The organism is Microbacterium sp. Soil_N32 (assembly GCF_057655505.1).
On sequence record NZ_JBDGME010000011.1, the window covers coordinates 23,339 to 40,516 of the forward strand.

Genomic DNA, 17,178 nt, shown 5'->3' on the forward strand with positions numbered 1-17,178 from the left:
TTCACTCCTGGGGGACGTCGGGCGGATCCGCCCTCGGCCATTCTACGATCGGAGCGTATGCACCGATGCGCATGTGACGGCGCCGCGGTTCACGGGGTCGGCGCGGGAGGCACGGCGGATGCCCGCGGGCGGAGCCTGCCGCCGGTCGCCGCGAACCAGCATCCGGCGATGATGAGCGGGAACCCGAGGAGCAGACCGGGCGTCAGCGGCTCGGCCAGCACCAGGGCGCCGAGCACGATCGCGACGACCGGATTGACGTAGGTGAACAGCGGGGCCCGCGCGGGTCCGACCTCCCGGATGAGGGCGAAGAAGGCGAGGAAGGCGACCGCCGTGCAGATCACCGCGAGCGCGAGCAGCGCGGCGACCGAGGGCAGCGTGGGCACCTCGTGCTGGGTGAGGATGCCGATCGGCAGGTAGAGCATGCCGATCATGAGCAGCGAGAGGGTGATGGTACCCAGCGACGGCACGTCGGTCAGCTTTCGCGCGACGATGAAGGGGGCGATCGCGTACAGCACGGCGACGAGCAGCACTTCGCCGGCCGCCCACAGGCTCATCTCGCCGCCGAAGAGTCCGGGTCCGGCGACGACGATCGCGACGCCGACGAAGCCCACGAGCAGGCCGATCGAGCGTGCCGGGCGCAGCACCCCGCGGTCGCCGCCACCCAGGGCGATCAGCGCCGCGAACAGCGGGACCGTCGCGACCAGCAGCCCGGTGATGCCCGACGGCAGCGTCATCTCGGCGTGACCCAGCAGCAGGAACGGACCCGCCATCTCGACGAGACCGAAGGCGAGCACCCAGGGCCAGTGCCGCCAGGCGGCGCGGAGCGCGCCGCTGCGGAGCGCGAAGGGCAGCAGGAGCAGAGCCGCGATCAGAGTACGGCCGGCGACGATCGCGGGCGGCGAGAACGACTCGACGGCGACACTGATGAAGAGGTACGGCACACCCCACAGGAGCGCCATCGCACCGAACAGCAACCAGCCACGGCGCGAGAAACCGCCCGCGACGTTCACGCCGCGACCGAGCGGCGGGTCACAGGACGCGCCGTCCCTCGAACGCGCGCCCGAGCGTGACCTCGTCGGCGTACTCCAGGTCGCCGCCCACGGGCAGGCCCGACGCGAGTCGCGACACGGTGATCTGCATCGTCGTCAGGAGCCGGCTGAGGTAGCTCGCGGTGGCCTCGCCCTCGAGGTTCGGGTTGGTCGCGAGGATGACCTCCTGCACGGTGCCGTCGGCGAGACGGCCCATCAGCTGCGCGATGCGCAGGTCGTCGGGCCCCACCCCGGCGATGGGACTGATCGCTCCGCCGAGCACGTGGTACAGGCCACGGAATTCCCGGGTGCGTTCGATCGCCGAGACGTCCTTGGCGTCTTCCACCACGCAGATGAGCGTCTGGTTGCGGCGCGGATCGCGGCAGATCGCACACCGCTCCTGCTCGGCGACGTTGCCGCAGATCTCGCAGAAGCGCACCCGCTCGCGGATCTCGCTCAGCAGCTGCGACAGACGCGCGACGTCGAACGTCGGCGTCTGCAGGATGTGGAAGGCGATCCGCTGCGCCGACTTGGGGCCGATGCCGGGCAGACGACCGAACTCGTCGATCAGTTCTTGAACGATTCCGTCGTACATCAGGCGAACCTCGTCGGGGGCTCATAGGGCTCTTCGCGCACGAACGTCGCGCCGAGCACCTGGCGGATCACGGCTTCCCCGTAGCGCTGCACTCCCCCGGGCGCCGGCGAGCGCTCGGCGCGGCGCGGCGCGGCGTCGTCGGCCAGGGCGCGCGCAGCCGGGGTGGGAGCGGCGGTACGGGCGGGAGCGGATGCCGGTGGCGTCGAGGCCGCCGGCACGCGCGCCGCGGTGGGCGCACTCGGCGTCGGCTCGTAGGCGGGGTCGTACGGCGGCTCGTCGTCGGGATACGGCGCGTCGGCATCGTCGGGATAGGGAGCATCGGCGTACGGAGCATCGGGGTACGACGCCCCGGGGTACGACGCTCCGGGGCGGGCGGAGCCGGGAGCCGCGGAGGGCGACGCGGCGGACGGGGAATCGCCGGGAAGCGCGGCGTCTCCGGACAGCGGCGGCTCATCGCGGTCGACGGTGCCGTCGCGCGGCGGCGCGGGCGCCGAGGCCGCGGCCTCGACTTCTTCGGGCTCATCGTCGACCGGCAGCCCGGGAGGGACCGGCGTCGCCGACGCGGAGGACGAGGAGGAGGCCATCGGGTCGGAGGTGGGGATCGCTGCGACGGCCCACTCGGTCACCGGCGTGGCCGAGGCTGCGGACCGCGCACCCCCTGTCGAGGGTGATGCCGCCACGGAGGACGAGGCGTCGACAGCGGCTGCACCGGACGGGGCGGAGGCTCGCGCAGGAGCGGGCTCCTTCGAGGCGGGTTCCGCCGACGTCGACGCGCCGCCTCCTCCGCCCGACCGCGGTGCTCCGCTCGTCGAGGGCGCCCCACCGGCGGGGAGCGGTGCAGGGAGGTACTTCACCCGCACGCCCACCTCCTGCTCGATCGCCGTGCGCAGGTGGTCGGACGTGCCGGAGCCGGGCGTCGTGCCCTTGAACTTCGCGACGTCGTGCTGGCTGGCGAAGCCGATCGTCAGCACCTCGGACTCGGGGTCGTACGCCAGCGGCTGCACGGCTGTGACCACGAGCCACGATGCGCGACTGATTCCCTCGAGCCGCGTGAGCACGGCGGGCCAGGCGGCGAGGATGCGATCGAGCGTCACCGGCCCCGTGGGCGCGGCCGGTGCCGTCGAATCGGCGGTGGTCCCGGCCGTCGTCGATGCCACTCCCGTCGTGTCGTCGCCAGCCGACGGTCGTGCGGCGGAGGGCGTGGAGGCGGCGGCCCCCGCGGGCGGCGCTGTCGAAGAATCGGGTGCGGCCCCGGCGACGGAGGCATCCGGCGATGACCCGGCGGCGGCCGAGGGCGCGGCGGAAGCAGGAGACGCAGCCGCAGCAGCAGGAGCCGACGCGGCAGGAGCTGGGGACGGAGCGGCGGCCGCAGACGGCGCCGGTGCGGACGCGGATGCACGGGCCGGAGCCGAGGCCGCTGACACGGGCGCCGCATGACCGACACCGCCGGAGACGGCATCCGCTCCCCCGGCGAGCACGCGGGCGACCATCAGCTCGAGGTGCAGACGCGGAGACGTCGCCCCCGACATGTCGTCGAGGGCCGCGCTCACGATGTCGGCGGTGCGCGACAGGCGTGCGGCCCCGAAGGCGGCGGCCTGGGTGCGCATGCGCTCGAGCTCGTCGTCGGCCAGGCCGCGCAGCACCGCGGATGCGCCGTTGCCGACGGCCGCGATCACGATGAGGTCGCGAAGCCGCTCGAGCAGGTCGTCGACGAATCGACGGGGGTCCTGCCCCGTCTGCACGACACGGTCGATCGCCGGGAAGGCCGTGGCGGCATCGGCGATCGCGAGGGCGTCGACGATCTCGTCGAGCAGCGCCCCGTGCGTGTAGCCGAGGAGGGCGACGGCGCGCTCGTAGCCCACCGTGACCGTCTCTGAGCCCGCCGGCGCGTCGGACCCGGCGATGAGCTGGTCGAGGAGCGACAGGGTGTCGCGCGGCGATCCGCCGCCCGCGCGCACCACGAGGGGCAGCACGCCCTGCTCCACGACGACGCCCTCTTCGGCGCAGAGCTTCTCGACGTACTCGAGCATCGCGGCCGGCGGCACCAGGCGGAACGGGTAGTGATGGGTGCGGGAGCGGATGGTCCCGAGCACCTTCTCGGGCTCGGTCGTCGCGAAGATGAACTTCACGTGCGGCGGAGGCTCTTCGACCAGCTTCAGCAGCGCGTTGAACCCCTGCGGCGTCACCATGTGCGCCTCGTCGAGGATGAAGATCTTGTAGCGGTCGCGGCTCGGGGCGAACGTGGCACGCTCGCGCAGATCGCGGGCGTCGTCGACGCCGTTGTGGCTGGCGGCGTCGATCTCGACCACGTCGAGGGAGCCGCCGCCGGCGCGGGACAGCTCGACGCAGCTGGGGCACGTGCCGCAGGGGGTGTCGGTGGGACCCTCTGCGCAGTTCAGGCAGCGCGCGAGGATGCGCGCCGAGGTGGTCTTGCCGCACCCGCGGGGGCCCGAGAAGAGGTACGCGTGGCCCACCCGATCGCCGCGGAGGGCGGTCATCAGCGGGTCGGTCACCTGGGACTGCCCGATCATCTCGCCGAACGTCTCGGGGCGGTAGCGGCGGTAGAGGGCTGTGGTCACCAGAACAGCCTACGTCGTGCCGCCGACATCGCGGCGGGCGCCCCGATCCGGTGCGCCCGCCGCACGATCACTCGACCGGAGCCGCGACCGGAGCCGTCACCGGGGCGACGGTCGGCGAGGTCGGCGCGACGATCGGGATGGCCGACGTGATGACCGGGACCGAGGCCGACAGCACCGTGCCGTCCTCGCGTCGGGCGTCCGCGAACTTCCGCAGCGACGGGCGGCCGGGGATGATCGGCCCCTGGTCGGCGAGCGGTGCCACGACCTCCTCGCCGGCCTCGGCGATGTAGGCGGTGCCGCGCACGGTGAACGAGACGGGAGCGCCCGAACGCACGCGCAGGCGCAGCTCGTCCGCCGTCACCGTGACGGTCAGCTCGGAGCCCTTCCACTGCAGCGGGAACGACAGCGACGGCCAGGCCGCAGGCAGGCGCGGGTCGAAGCTCAGCTCGCCCTCATAGTCGCGCATGCCGCCGAAGCCGCACACGAGCGCGGTCCACACGCCGCCGGCCGAGGCCACGTGCACGCCGTCGGCGGCGTTGTTGTGCAGGTCGTGCAGGTCGACGAAGATCGACTCCTCGAAGTACTCCAGCGCGAGGTCCTGGTAGCCGACCTCGGCCGCGAGGATCGACTGCACGACCGCCGACAGCGTCGAGTCGCCGGTGGTCAGCGGGTCGTAGTAGTCGAAGTCGGCGCGCTTCTCCTCGAACGAGAAGTGATTGCCCTGCAGGAAGAGCGCCAGCACGACATCCGCCTGCTTGAGCACCTGGAACCGGTAGATCACCAGCGGGTGGAAGTGCAGCAGCAGCGGACGCTGCGAGTCGGGCGTGTGCGCCAGATCCCACACCTCGCGCTCGAGGAACAGCGAGTCCTGCGGGTGGATGCCCAGGTTCTCGCTGTACGGGATGAACATGCAGTCGGCGGCCCGCTCCCAGGCCTCCGCCTCGCCCTCGCCCAGACCGGTGCGGTCGAGGAGGTCGCGGTAGTCGTCGGGGTACGTCTCGCGGATCTCCCGCACGACCTCGGCGGCGAAGCGCAGGTTGTAGCGCGCCATCACGTTGGTGTACAGGTTGTCGTTCACGACAGTCGTGTACTCGTCGGGACCCGTGACGCCGTGGATATGGAAGGTCTGGATGCCGTCGGCCGCCGCCGCGTCCTCGACGGTCTGCGCCGAGCGCCAGAAGCCGAGCGTCGCCCACAGGCGCGCCGTCTCGACCGCGATGTCGGCGCCCTCGCGGCGCAGGAACTCGGTGTCGCCCGTCGCCCCGACGTACTTGCCGAGCGCGAAGCTCACGTCGGCGTTGATGTGGTACTGCGCGGTGCCGGCGGCGTAGTACGCCGACGCCTCCTCGCCGTTGATCGTGCGCCACGGGAACAGCGCGCCCGCCTCGTTGAGCTGCCCGGCCCGCCGGCGGGCCGCCGGCAGCATGAGCACGCGGGCGCGCAGGGCGTTCCTCGCCCACTGCGGCGAGGTGTACGCGAGGAAGGGGAGCACGTAGATCTCGGTGTCCCAGAAGTAGTGGCCGCTGTATCCGGAGCCCGAGACGCCCTTCGCGGCGACACCGGTGCCGTCGGCGCGGGCCGCGGCCTGCGCGAGCTGGAACAGGCACCAGCGGGTGGCCTGTTGCAGGTCATCGTGGCCGCCGATCTGCACGTCGCTGCGGGCCCAGAACGCGTCGAGCCAGTCGCGCTGACGCTGGAACTGCGTCTCGACGCCCTCGACCGCGGCCCGGTCGAGCGAACGGCGGCAGCGGTCGACGAGCTCGCGCGGGGGCACGCCGCGGGAGGTGTGGTAGCTCACGAGCTTGGTGAGCGTGATGGGCACGCCGGCCTTGGCCTGTACGCGGAAGACGTTCTTGGCGATGTCGGACTCGACCAGCGCGCGGGCGCTGTACTCGTTCTCGGTGTCGATCACGTGATCGGCCACCACGGCCACGGTCATGCCCGACGCGGCGACCCGGTACGACAGGGCGGAGCGCAGCCCGTCCTGCCAGTGCTCGGCCGGCTCGAGCACGCGATCGGCCATCCGCTCGGCCTTGCGCGGGTCGAAGCCGGACTTCTGCGCTGCCGCGGGGGTTCCGGCGTACACGCCCGCGCCGTCCTGGCGGTTGAGGATCTGGCAGCTGATCGTCACGGGCGCGTCGGAGTTCTCGACGACGACCTCGAGCCGGAGGATCGCGAGGTGCCGCTCCTCGAAGCTCACGATCCGCTCGTCGCGCATGCGCACGCGCTTGCCTGACGGGGTCTCCCACACGACGACGCGCTCGAGCACGCCGGTCTGGAAGTCGAGCGTGCGGCGGTACTCGCGCACGTCGGCGTCGTCGAACGAGATCGGCTCGTCGTCGACGTACACCCGCATGACCTTGGCATCCGGGGCGTTGACGATGGTCTGCCCGACCTCGGCGAAGCCGTACGCCTGCTCGGCGTGGCGGATGGGCCACGTCTCGTGCAGACCGTTGATGAAGGTGCCGTGCTCGTGGGCGCCGCGGCCCTCGATGTGGTTGCCGCGCAGGCCGAGGTAGCCGTTGCCGACCGAGAACAGGGTCTCGCCGACCCCTTCTTCGGAGTATCGCGTCTCGACGAGACGCCAGGGGTCGACGGGGAAGCGGTCGGGGTCGATCATGCGGTCTCCGGAGCAGCGGTCGGGATGAGGGACAGGAACTGGTCGAGGTCGTCGACGACCTCCGTCGCGCCGGCGGCGCGGAGGGCGTCAGCGCCCGTGCCGCGGTCGACGCCGATGACGTGCGCGTAGCCGGCGGCGGCGGCGGATGCAGCACCCGAAGTCGCGTCCTCGAACGCGACGCTGAGCGACGGGTCGACGCCGAGCGCGACGGCGCCCGCGCGGAACATGTCGGGTGCGGGCTTGGAGGCCAGTCCCTCGCGTTCGGCGACGACGCCGTCGACCACCACGCGGAAGTAGGAGCGGAGGCCGGCGGCGGCCAGCACCTCTTCGGCATTCTTCGAGCTCGAGACGACGCCGAGAGGCACGCCCGCGTCGTGCAGGCGCTGCACGACGGCCAGCGACCCCGGGTAGGGCGCGATGCCGTCCCTGCGCAGCTCGGCGGCGAAGGCGTCGTTCTTGCGGTTGCCGATGCCGCAGATCGTGTCGGCGGAGGGCGGGTCGTCGGCCTCGCCCCAGGGGATCTCGACGTTGCGACTGTGCAGCAGGCTGGCGACCCCGTCGTAGCGCTTCTTGCCGTCGACGTAGTCGAAGTAGTCGGCGTCGGTGTAGGCGGGGGTGATGTCCCACTCGGCGAACACCTGGTCGAAGACCGCCTTCCACGCGCGCATGTGCACCTCGGCGGTCGGCGTGAGCACGCCGTCGAGGTCGAAGAGCACGCCCTCTGCGGCGAGCAGATCGGGCAGGTTTTCCGGCACAGAGACCTCCAGGGAGAAGGGCGAGGGGTTCGGCACTCCTCCGTGCCACCATGACAGCGTAGTGGGGAGGGCGATTCAGGATAACCCCTGGGCCCGAGGTGTCTGCAGAGGTGTTTCGGGAGCTGCGTCGAGAGGTGTCCTCAGAGCAGGCCGGCGGTCTGCCGTGCGATCTGCAGTTCCTCGTTCGTGGGCACCACGAGCACCGTGACGGCGGAGGCATCCGTCGAGATCCTCCGGATGCCGCGCGCACGGGTCTCATTGCGCTGCGGGTCGATCTCGACCCCGGCGAAGCCGAGGGTCGCCATGGCCTCGGCGCGCACCCGGGCGGCGTTCTCGCCGACGCCGGCGGTGAAGGAGATGACGTCGACTCCCCCGAGCTGCGCGATGTACGCGCCGGCGTACGCCCGCAGACGGTGCACGTACACGTCGAGGGCGAGCACGGCGTCCTCCTCGCCGGCCTCCGCGCCCGCGAGGATGTCGCGCATGTCGCTGCGGCCGGCGAGCCCCTGGAGCCCGCTGCGCGTGTTGAGCAGAGCGTCGAGGTCGTTGATCGACAGCCCGGCGCGACGCGACAGGTGCACGAGCGCCGCCGGGTCGAGGTCGCCCGAGCGGGTGCCCATGACGAGACCTTCCAGCGGGGTGAGCCCCATCGAGGTCTCGACCGAGCGGCCGCCGTCGATGGCCGTGACCGAGGCGCCGTTGCCGAGGTGGAAGACGAGCTGCTTCAGCTCGGCCAGGTCGCGGCCGAGATGCGCCGCGGCCGCCTCGCTGACGAACTGGTGGCTGGTGCCGTGGAAGCCGTAGCGGCGCACGCGGTGCTGACGCGCGAGCTCGGCGTCGATCGCATAGGTGTAGGCCGCCGGCGGCAGTGTCTGATGGAAGGCGGTGTCGAAGACGGCGACATGAGGCACGCCGCGGAACACGGCCTTCGCCGCCAGGATGCCGGAGAGGTTGGCGGGATTGTGCAGCGGCGCGAGCACCGCCAACTCCTCGATCTGCCGCTCGACGTCGGCGTCGATGAGCGTCGGAGCGTAGAACCGGGCGCCGCCGTGCACGACGCGGTGCCCCACGGCCACCGGCGGATGCGCCGCCAGCGACGGGCCGTGCTCGGCGAACTGCTCGAGCATCACCGCGAAGGCCGCGTGATGGTCGGGGATGGAGCGTTCGTCGTCGTAGGTCGCGTCGAGCATCGTCGGCGCGGCATCCGTCGTGGGCGCCGGACGCACGGTGTGCGAGGCCGCCCCCGCATCCTGCCCGATCCGTTCGATGAGGCCCGCGGCCAGCTCGTGCTCGCTCTCGATGTCGAGCAGGCTGTACTTGAGCGACGACGAACCGCTGTTGATGACGAGGATCGCGCTCATGCATCGCCTCCCTGGGCCTGGATCGCGGTGATCGCGACGGTGTTGACGATGTCGTCGACGAGGGCGCCGCGCGACAGGTCGTTGATCGGCTTGTTCAGCCCCTGCAGCACCGGGCCGATCGCGACGGCGCCCGCCGACCGCTGCACCGCCTTGTAGGTGTTGTTGCCCGTGTTCAGGTCGGGGAAGACGAACACCGTCGCGCGCCCCGCGACGGCCGAGTCGGGCAGCTTCGCGCGCGCGACCGCTGCGTCGGCCGCGGCGTCGTACTGGATGGGCCCCTCGACCGGCAGCTCCGGCGCACGCTCGCGCACGAGCGCCGTCGCCTCGCGCACCTTGTCGACGTCGGCGCCCGAACCGGACTCGCCGGTCGAGTACGACAGCATCGCGACCCGTGGATCGATGCCGAACTGCCGCGCGGTGGCCGCCGACGAGACCGCGATGTCGGCGAGCTGGGCGCTCGTCGGGTCGGGGATCACCGCGCAGTCGCCGTATACGAGCACGCGGTCGGCGAGCGCCATGAGGAACACGCTCGACACCACCTCGACACCGGGCTTGGTCTTGATGATCTCGAACGACGGGCGGATGGTGTGGGCCGTGGTGTGCGCGGCGCCGGACACCATGCCGTCGGCGAGCCCCAGATGCACCATCATCGTGCCGAAGTACGACACGTCGGTGACGGTGTCCGCGGCCTGGGCGAGAGTGATGCCCTTGTGCGCGCGCAGCCGCGCGTATTCGGCGGCGAAGCGCTCGACGTGAGCGGGGTCGGTCGGGCTGATGACCTCGGCGGCGGTGATGTCGACGCCGAGCTCGGCGGCGCGCGAGCGCACGGCCTGCTCGTCGCCGAGAATGACGAGGTCGGCGACCTCGCGCGCCAGCAGGGTCGCGGCGGCCCGCAGGATGCGGTCGTCGTCGCCCTCGGGCAGCACGATGCGTCGCCGGTCGGCCCGTGCCCGCTCGATCAGGCCGTACTCGAACATGAGCGGGGTGACGACGCGGGACTCGGCGAGGCCGACCTGCGTCACGAGCTCGCCGAGGTCGACGTGCTCCTGGAAGAGTCCGAGCGCCCGGTCGTAGCGGCCGCGCGCGTCGGCCGAGAGGCGACCGCGTGCGCCCATGACCCGCACCGCCGTGTCGTAGGTGCCGAGGTCGGTGGCGATGATCGGCACACCGGAGGGGAACCCGTCGAGCAGCTGCACGATGGGCTCGGGGAGCGGGAACGGCCCGTTGAGGATGATGCCGCTCACCCGCGGAAAGGTACCGGACGCGTCGGCGAGCAGCGTCGCGAGCAGCACCTCGGTGCGATCGGCGGGGATGACCACCACCGATTCCTCGGTGATGCGCGGCAGCGCGTTCACCATCGACATGCCGGCCACGACGATCGACAGGGCCTCCCGGCCCAGACGGGCGTCGTCGCCCTTGAGAAGGCGTCCGTCGACGGCGGCGAGGATGCCGCGGATCGACGGTGCGACGAGCGTGCGATCCTCGGGCAGCGCCCAGACGGGCGTGCCCTTCTCGGGACGGACGCCGCGCACCGCGTCGACGATGGCATCGAGTTCGTCCGGGTCGGCGCGGTTGACGATCACGGCGAACAGCTCGGCCCGCTCCTGGTCGAGCTCGGCGAGCGCGAGTGCGGCGATCTGTCCCACGGCCGCCGGGGTGCGGGCCGTGGTCGTGCCCAACTGCTCGGCGGCGCGCTGCTGGTCGCGTCCGCTGAGCACGAGAAGCACCGGAGCGGCGAGGTTGGCCGCGATGCGCGCGTTGACGCCCAGCTCGGCGGGACTCGCGACATCGGTGTAGTCGCTGCCGATGATGACCACGGCGTCGCACTGCGCCTCGACCGCCTTGAAGCGCGCGACGATCGTCGCCAGGGCGCGCTCCGGGTCGTGCCGCACATCGTCGTAGGTCACGCCGATGCAGTCGTCGTAGTCGAGGTGCACGCCGTCGTGGGCGAGCAGCAGCTCGAGGATCTCGTCGCGCTCCGTCACCGACCGCGCGATGGGACGGAACACCCCGACCCGCGGCGTGGCGCGCATGAGAGCGTCGAGCACGCCCAGGGCGATGGTCGACTTCCCGGTATGACCTTCGGCCGAGGTGATGTAGATGCTCCGCGCCACGGCTCCAGCCTAGGTGCACGATCCTCGGGGCGGCCTGGAAAGCGGCCGGGGATATGACGCGCTCAGCATCCGTCCGTCGAGGACAGCGCGTCGACCACCGCGGCGGCGTCGTCGGCGTAGCGCGTGTAGTAGTCGGAGTCGAGGTTGATCTGCACCCGGTGGATCGCGACCGAGGGGTCGAGGTCGGGCCACCCCGGCACGCGCGCAAGCCGTTGGTAGAAGAGCGTCGCCGACGTCGCCGGGTCCATGCGCTGCTCGACGCTGCCCCACCACTCCTGCTGCTGGAAGAGCCCGATGCTCGTGGTGCGCGAGCCGTCGGGATTGGTGAACCCGCTCGTCTCCCAGTCGCCGTAGTCGATGTTGCGCAGGCTGCTCTCACCCATCGCGGTCATCACCCCGAGGATCTGCCCGCGCCGGTCGAAGCCCATCGCGGATGCCGTCGACATGATCGTCGCGGCGTTCTCGAGCTGCTCCCCCTGCCATCCGGCCACGCCCGCATCGGGAAAGGTGCGCGGGTCGTCACGGCAGATCGCGAGCGGCCGCTCCGCCCCGAGGCCGAGGGGCACGAGCGCAGCGACTCCGGCGACCAGGGCGACCACGAGGGCCGCGATGCCGACGCGGCGCAGCACGAGCATCCGCCGCTTCCGCCGCGCAGCCCGAGCGCGCGCGCTGACCGGCCGGCGGCGCGGGGCCGTCTTGTTCCGCCCCGCGCGACGGGCGCCGGTGCGGCGATCGGTCGTCGCTCGCGACGACGACCGCGATCGCGGAGCGGATGGCCGGGGCCGTCGTGCCGTCACGGTCGACCGCTCCGACGACGCCCGGCCACCGCGGCGAGCGCGCCGCCCACGGCCCCGAACAGGTGCGCCTGCCACGAGATGCCCGCGCGCACGCCGATGACCCCGGCGAGCATGCTGCCGCCGTAGAGGGCGACGACGACGACCGCGACCAGCGCATACAGCACGCGGTGCGACACGCGGCCCGGCACGAACACGCGCGCGACGACATACGCGAAGTATCCGAACACGAGCCCGGACGCCCCCACGGTGAGCGTGCCGGGGGTGTTCACGAACCACGCACCCAGCCCGCTGACGACCGCGACGATGCCGGTGACCGCCCAGAAACGGCGGGCGCCCTCCACCGCCACGAGGCAGCCGAGCACGAGCAGCGGAACGGAGTTCGCGAGGAGGTGCCCCCAGCCGGCGTGCAGCAGCGGGGCGAGCACGATGCCGCCGAGGCCCTGCACATCCCAGGAGCGGATGCCGAACACCGAGAACGACCCGGGCAGCACGGCATCGGCGAGCTGCACGATCCAGAGCACCGCGAGCAGCAGCACGGGCGACGCGAAACGGCCGAGGGCCGGGCGGCGGGGCGGAGCGGCGGGCGTGGTCACGTCACGATCCTGGCAGGACGGCCCCGGAGGAGCCTGAAAAGAATAATGACCCTCCGCGCACCCAGCAGAGCCCGGTTACCCTTGCTGCGTTTCCGCCCTGGGGGAATTGGCCTGGATGCCGCCACGCGGAGAGCCGTCGAACAGTCTAGCCGATGATGCGGGCGGGCTTTCGCACCCGGTCGGTGTGCGGCGCATCGCGCGGGCCCTCCACGGACGGGAACCTGCCAGCCTTCCCGCCGCCGGGGCGGGTTACGATCGTGTCACGCGCACCGCTGCGCCGACGCGAGAGGGAACGCATGCCAGAGAACGCCCCCCTGATCTCGGCGGAGGAATTCGCCGCCCGGACCTCCGCGATCCTCGCCTCGGTCGGCGGAGTGATCGACGGGAAGCCCGATGCGGTGCGCAGCGCCCTCATCTGCCTCCTCGCCGAGGGGCACCTGCTCATCGAGGACGTGCCGGGGGTCGGCAAGACGATGCTCGCGCGGGCTCTCGCGGCGAGCGTCGACGCCACGGTGCGACGCATCCAGTTCACCCCCGACCTGCTCCCCGGCGACGTGACGGGCGTGTCGGTGTACAACCCCGTCGACCGCGAGTTCGAGTTCAAGCGCGGCGCGATCTTCGCGCACATCGTGATCGCCGACGAGATCAACCGGTCCTCCCCCAAGACGCAGTCGGCGCTCCTCGAGGCCATGGAGGAGCGTCAGGTCACGGTCGACGGCTCGACGCATCCGCTCCCCGAGCCCTTCCTCGTGGTCGCGACCCAGAACCCGCTCGAGATGGAGGGCACGTACGCCCTCCCCGAGGCGCAGCGCGACCGGTTCATGATGCGCATCTCGATGGGCTACCCCGACGCGGCCGCCGAGGCGCTGATGATCCGTCAGCGCGACATCGTGAACCCCCTCGCCGCGGTCTCGCCGGTCGCGGACGCCGGGCTCATCACCGAGCTCATCGCATGGGCGCGCGCGGTGCACGTGGCTCCCGCGATCGAGGAGTACACCGTCGCCCTCGCCCAGGCCACCCGCACCGACCCGAACCTGCACCTCGGTGCGAGCCCGCGCGCCACGCTGCAGCTGATCCGCGCGGCCAAGGTCGGCGCGGCTCTCGACGGGCGCGACTTCGTCATCCCCGACGACGTCTCGTCGCTCCTCCTCCCCGTCTTCGCCCACCGCCTGCTGCCGGCGCGCGGCGCCCACCGCTCGGAGGCGCAGCCCGTCGAGACCGCGCTGGCCCAGGTCGCCGAGCGGGTGCGCGTGCCCGTCGCGAGCCGGGTCTGATCCGGGCCCGCCGATGCGTCGCCGCCGACTCCTCACCCCGCGCGGAGCGGGCTGCCTCGTCGTGGCGGTGTGCCTGGCCATCGGCGCGAACCTCGTCGCGTCGTCGATCCTGCTGTACCTCGCGGCGTTCTTCGCCCTCCTCCCCCTGCTCGCGCTGATCGCCGTGCGCGTGCCCCGCCGCTCCGGCACGGTGGCGCGTCAGATCTCGACCGACCTGCTCACGGTCTCCCAGACGTCTCTCGTGACCGTGCGGTTCGCGCTGCGGTCGCTGCGGGTGCCGCGGGCGCTCTGGCACGACGTGCTCCCCGATGCGGTGCGCGGCGATGCGGGCGGCGAATACCCGCCGGCCTCCGGGCGTCTGGAGTACCGCATCACGGGTGTGCGCCGCGGCGTGTGGGCGATCGGCCCTCTCATGCTCCGCACCGTCGATCCCTTCGGCCTCGCGCAGCGCGAGCAGGAGTTCGGCGAGACCCGGACGGTGACGGTCGTCCCCGAGGTGCAGGCGCTGGCCCCGCTCAGAGCCCGGGTCGGCGCGGCGGGCGGCACCGCCCACACGTCGGCGACGCGCATGGGCCAGGGCGCCGACAACCTGTCGCCGCGCTTCTACGCGCCCGGCGACTCGATGCGGCGCATCCACTGGCGTGCCACGGCCCACCGTGGGCAGCTCATGGTGCGCCAGGAGGAAGAGGAGTCGAGCCCCGACGCGATCGTCGTGCTCGACCGGGGCAGCGCCCGGTGGGCGGCTCCGACCGACCACGCCGACCCGGCGTTCGAGACCGCCGTCTCGATGTGCGCATCGGCTGCGATCCATCTCGCCGACGAGGGGTACGGCGTCGACGTGATCGACAGCGCGGGGCAGGTGCTCGGCGTGCTGCGCGGCCACGAGGACGACCGCGACGGGATGCTCGCCGCCCTCGCCCTGGTCTCTCCGCGCGGAGGTGCGCGCGACGTGGCGACGCTCGTCGGCGGCACGCCTCCCGGCCCTCTCGTGTACGTGACCGGTCGTCTCGGCGTCGATGACGCCTCGGCCCTCCGCACCGCCGGCGCAGCGGCTCCGCTGCTGCTCGCGACCGACCCCGAGCCCGATGCCCTGGCCGCGGCGTCGCGCAACGGATGGTCGGCGGCGCCGCTGGGAGACGATCTCGCGGCCGCGTGGGCGGAGGCCCTCCCCGAGCGGTTGGGGGCGACGGATGTTCCGCGCTGAGTCCCCGGCGCGCCCGACTCGTGCCCGCAGCCGCTCGACCGTCGCCTGGCACGCCGACGAGCTGCCGACCCCGACGGTCTGGGCCCCGGCGCTCCTCGCCGCGGCGGCCGGCATCGTCGCGATGTGGCCCTACACATCGGTGATCCGCCCCGGCGAGTGGTCGCTGCTCGTGCTGGTGGTCATCGTGGCCGTCGCCGCCAGCGGCATGATCGCGCGGCTGCTGCTGCGCCGCCGGTCGCCCGGAGTCGCGGCGATCGTCTCGCTGGTCGTGCAGCTGCTCGTCGCGACGGCGGTGGTCACGCAGCACGTGTCGGCGCGCACCGCGCTGTTCGGCGTGATCCCGACGAGCGACACTCTCGCCGTGTTCGCGCAGCGCGGCGCCGCCGCGATCGAGGAGATCACCTACGGGGCGGCACCTCTGAAGGCGACGGCGGCCCTCGCGGCGGTGCTCGGTGCCGCGTTCGCCGTCGTCGCGATCGCGCTCGACCAGCTCATCGCTCAGCGCATCGTCGTGCTGCCCCTCGTCCTGACGGGAGTCGTAGGGGCCGTGCCGATGATCGTCACGCTCGGCGACGCGAATCTGGTCTGGTTCGTGCTCTTCGCGATCCTCGCGATCGTGCTGCTGCTGTGGAGCGGCCGCCGGCATCCGTTGTCGCCGCGCCGCTCGTCCGCCGCGGTCGCGACCGGGCTCGGCGCCGCCGCCGTCGCGCTGGCGCTGGTCACCACTCCCGCGCTGCCCCTCGGTGCGGGCCTCACGGGAAACGGCCCTGGCATCACGGTCGACGCCTCGCTGCGGCTGGGCGACGACCTGCGCCAGCCGAACCCGGTCGAGGTGCTCACGGTCGCCGCCACCGGCGACACCGCGCCGTACCTGCGTCTCACCACCCTCTCGCGCTTCGACGGCAGCGTCTGGCAGCCCGACCGCGGCGACCTGCAGGCCCAGTCCGAGGGCTTCGGCGACGCCGAGTGGGGCGACGACATCGCCGTCGCGGCGACGAACACCTCCATCCGCGTCCTGCGCATGTCGAGCAGCTGGCTGCCCGTGCCGTATCCGGCGACCGGGGTGCAGGGGCTCCCCCGCGCCTGGCGCGTGATGCCCGACAACCGCACGATCGTCTCGCGCAACACCGATGCGGTCGGCGCCGACTACACCGTGTCGTCGGTACGGGTGACACCCACGCTCGAACAGGTGCGCGCGGTCGACGCCGCGCCGCCGGTCGACGACCCGGAGACCGCCGACGTCGAGGTGCCCGAGATCGTGGGCGACCTCGCGCGCGAGGTGACGGCCGACGCCACGACCGACTACGACCGGCTGATCGCGCTGCAGGAGTGGTTCCGCACCGAGTTCACCTATTCGCTCGACACCCCGGTCGACGAGGGCTTCGACGGCACGGGGGCCGAAGCGGTCGCGCAGTTCCTCGACGTGCGCTCGGGCTACTGCGTGCACTTCGCGGGTTCGTTCGCCCTGATGGCCGAGAGCCTCGGCATGCAGACGCGCATCGTGGTCGGCTACCTGCCCGGCACCCGCACCAACGAGAAGCGCGGCGACGAGACGATCTTCTCGGTGACGAGCGACCGTCTGCACTCCTGGCCCGAGGTGCTCTTCCCCGGCATCGGCTGGATTCCTTTCGAACCCACCGCCTCCCTCGGCGTCCCGACCGAGTTCCGCGCGGCGACGGTCGAGGGCGGCGGCTCCGCGGGCCCGTCCGCGCCGACCCAGACCACGGCTCCGCAGGAGCAGCAGACGGCCGCCCCCGAGGTCGAGCGCGACGACGTCGGCGGTGGCACCGCGGCATCCGCCGATGACCGCTCGCTCGATCCCACGCCGATCCTCGCCGTGGTGCTGGGGGCCGTGGTCGTCGTGCTGATGCCGGCGCTCGTCCGCGCGCTGGTGCGGGCCGGCCGACTCCGCCGCGCGCGTCGCGGCGACGCGGTGGCGGCGTGGACCGAGCTGCGCGACGCGCTGGTCGATCTGCGGCTACCGGTGTCGGATGCCGAGAGTCCGCGCCGGCGCGGCGCCGAGCTGGTGCGGGAACGGCACGTCGATGCCGACGCGATGCGCGCCCTGGTCACGGCGATCGAGCAATCGGCGTACGCCCGGGCGCACTCCGGCGACGCAACCGATCTCGCCGCACCGCTGCGCGCCGTGCTGTCGGCCCTGCACCGCAGCGTCGACGCGCCGTCGCGGCTGCGCGCGGTGCTCGTGCCGCGCTCGCTGTTCGCCGCGCGCATGCCCGAGAGCGTCGCGGTCGACTGAG

12 protein-coding genes and 1 other RNA gene are annotated in these 17,178 nt (G+C 72.5%); 3 read left to right on the forward strand and 10 right to left on the reverse strand.

Annotation, left to right across the window (positions count from 1 at the left end):
* Window positions 1-89: 89 nt before the first annotated feature.
* From AC3A3J_RS02215 to ffs, 10 genes are all read right to left on the reverse strand, one after another.
* Entirely contained in the window at window positions 90-1,010 is a 921-nt protein-coding gene (locus AC3A3J_RS02215; protein ID WP_487670725.1) for a DMT family transporter, read from the reverse strand.
* Between the two features lie 19 nt (window positions 1,011-1,029).
* The gene (recR, locus tag AC3A3J_RS02220) at window positions 1,030-1,623 is read right to left on the reverse strand and encodes a recombination mediator RecR (protein WP_487670726.1); all 594 of its coding nucleotides are present in this window, start codon (window positions 1,621-1,623) and stop codon (window positions 1,030-1,032) included.
* Window positions 1,623-4,202, reverse strand: a complete 2,580-nt coding sequence (locus tag AC3A3J_RS02225; RefSeq protein WP_487670727.1) for a DNA polymerase III subunit gamma and tau — start codon at window positions 4,200-4,202, stop codon at window positions 1,623-1,625. Before AC3A3J_RS02225 ends, recR begins: the two co-directional genes overlap by 1 nt.
* A 67-nt stretch (window positions 4,203-4,269) precedes the next feature.
* Window positions 4,270-6,822 carry a glycoside hydrolase family 65 protein gene (locus AC3A3J_RS02230; RefSeq protein WP_487670728.1) on the reverse strand — a complete coding sequence of 851 codons (2,553 nt, stop codon included), beginning with the start codon at window positions 6,820-6,822 and terminating at the stop codon, window positions 4,270-4,272.
* Window positions 6,819-7,577 carry a beta-phosphoglucomutase family hydrolase gene (locus AC3A3J_RS02235; RefSeq protein ID WP_487670729.1) on the reverse strand — a complete coding sequence of 253 codons (759 nt, stop codon included), beginning with the start codon at window positions 7,575-7,577 and terminating at the stop codon, window positions 6,819-6,821. Before AC3A3J_RS02235 ends, AC3A3J_RS02230 begins: the two co-directional genes overlap by 4 nt.
* A gap of 140 nt (window positions 7,578-7,717) precedes the next feature.
* Complete coding sequence (locus tag AC3A3J_RS02240) at window positions 7,718-8,938, reverse strand: acetate/propionate family kinase (protein WP_487670730.1); 1,221 nt, start codon at window positions 8,936-8,938, stop codon at window positions 7,718-7,720.
* Complete coding sequence (gene pta / locus AC3A3J_RS02245) at window positions 8,935-11,052, reverse strand: phosphate acetyltransferase (RefSeq protein ID WP_487670731.1); 2,118 nt, start codon at window positions 11,050-11,052, stop codon at window positions 8,935-8,937. The genes AC3A3J_RS02240 and pta overlap by 4 nt, the downstream gene beginning before the upstream one ends.
* Window positions 11,053-11,114: 62 nt before the next feature.
* The gene (locus AC3A3J_RS02250; RefSeq protein WP_487670732.1) at window positions 11,115-11,687 is read right to left on the reverse strand and encodes a hypothetical protein; all 573 of its coding nucleotides are present in this window, start codon (window positions 11,685-11,687) and stop codon (window positions 11,115-11,117) included.
* Between the two features lie 158 nt (window positions 11,688-11,845).
* Window positions 11,846-12,442, reverse strand: coding sequence for a rhomboid family intramembrane serine protease (locus tag AC3A3J_RS02255; RefSeq protein ID WP_487670733.1), 597 nt, complete (start codon window positions 12,440-12,442; stop codon window positions 11,846-11,848).
* Window positions 12,443-12,483: 41 nt separating this feature from the next.
* Window positions 12,484-12,580: signal recognition particle sRNA small type (gene ffs, locus AC3A3J_RS02260), an RNA gene on the reverse strand.
* Between the two features lie 158 nt (window positions 12,581-12,738).
* Here ffs and AC3A3J_RS02265 point away from each other — a divergent pair.
* From AC3A3J_RS02265 to AC3A3J_RS02275, 3 genes are read left to right on the forward strand one after another with little or no spacing between them, the layout of a single operon-like run.
* Entirely contained in the window at window positions 12,739-13,716 is a 978-nt protein-coding gene (locus AC3A3J_RS02265; protein ID WP_487670734.1) for an AAA family ATPase, read from the forward strand.
* A 13-nt stretch (window positions 13,717-13,729) separates the two neighbouring features.
* Window positions 13,730-14,920, forward strand: coding sequence for a DUF58 domain-containing protein (locus AC3A3J_RS02270; protein ID WP_487670735.1), 1,191 nt, complete (start codon window positions 13,730-13,732; stop codon window positions 14,918-14,920).
* The gene (locus tag AC3A3J_RS02275) at window positions 14,907-17,177 is read left to right on the forward strand and encodes a transglutaminase TgpA family protein (protein WP_487670736.1); all 2,271 of its coding nucleotides are present in this window, start codon (window positions 14,907-14,909) and stop codon (window positions 17,175-17,177) included. Before AC3A3J_RS02270 ends, AC3A3J_RS02275 begins: the two co-directional genes overlap by 14 nt.
* The last annotated feature ends 1 nt before the right edge of the window (window position 17,178 follow it).

What these genes read in the sequence shown, in the direction of transcription:
- AC3A3J_RS02230 (WP_487670728.1), bottom strand. Translation starts at nt 6,822, where the DNA reads ATGATCGACCCCGACCGCTTCCCCGTCGACCCCTGGCGTCTCGTCGAG.
- AC3A3J_RS02270 (WP_487670735.1), top strand. Translation starts at nt 13,730, where the DNA reads ATGCGTCGCCGCCGACTCCTCACCCCGCGCGGAGCGGGCTGCCTCGTC.
- recR (WP_487670726.1), bottom strand. Translation starts at nt 1,623, where the DNA reads ATGTACGACGGAATCGTTCAAGAACTGATCGACGAGTTCGGTCGTCTG.
- AC3A3J_RS02250 (WP_487670732.1), bottom strand. Translation starts at nt 11,687, where the DNA reads ATGCTCGTGCTGCGCCGCGTCGGCATCGCGGCCCTCGTGGTCGCCCTG.
- AC3A3J_RS02240 (WP_487670730.1), bottom strand. Translation starts at nt 8,938, where the DNA reads ATGAGCGCGATCCTCGTCATCAACAGCGGTTCGTCGTCGCTCAAGTAC.
- AC3A3J_RS02275 (WP_487670736.1), top strand. Translation starts at nt 14,907, where the DNA reads ATGTTCCGCGCTGAGTCCCCGGCGCGCCCGACTCGTGCCCGCAGCCGC.
- AC3A3J_RS02265 (WP_487670734.1), top strand. Translation starts at nt 12,739, where the DNA reads ATGCCAGAGAACGCCCCCCTGATCTCGGCGGAGGAATTCGCCGCCCGG.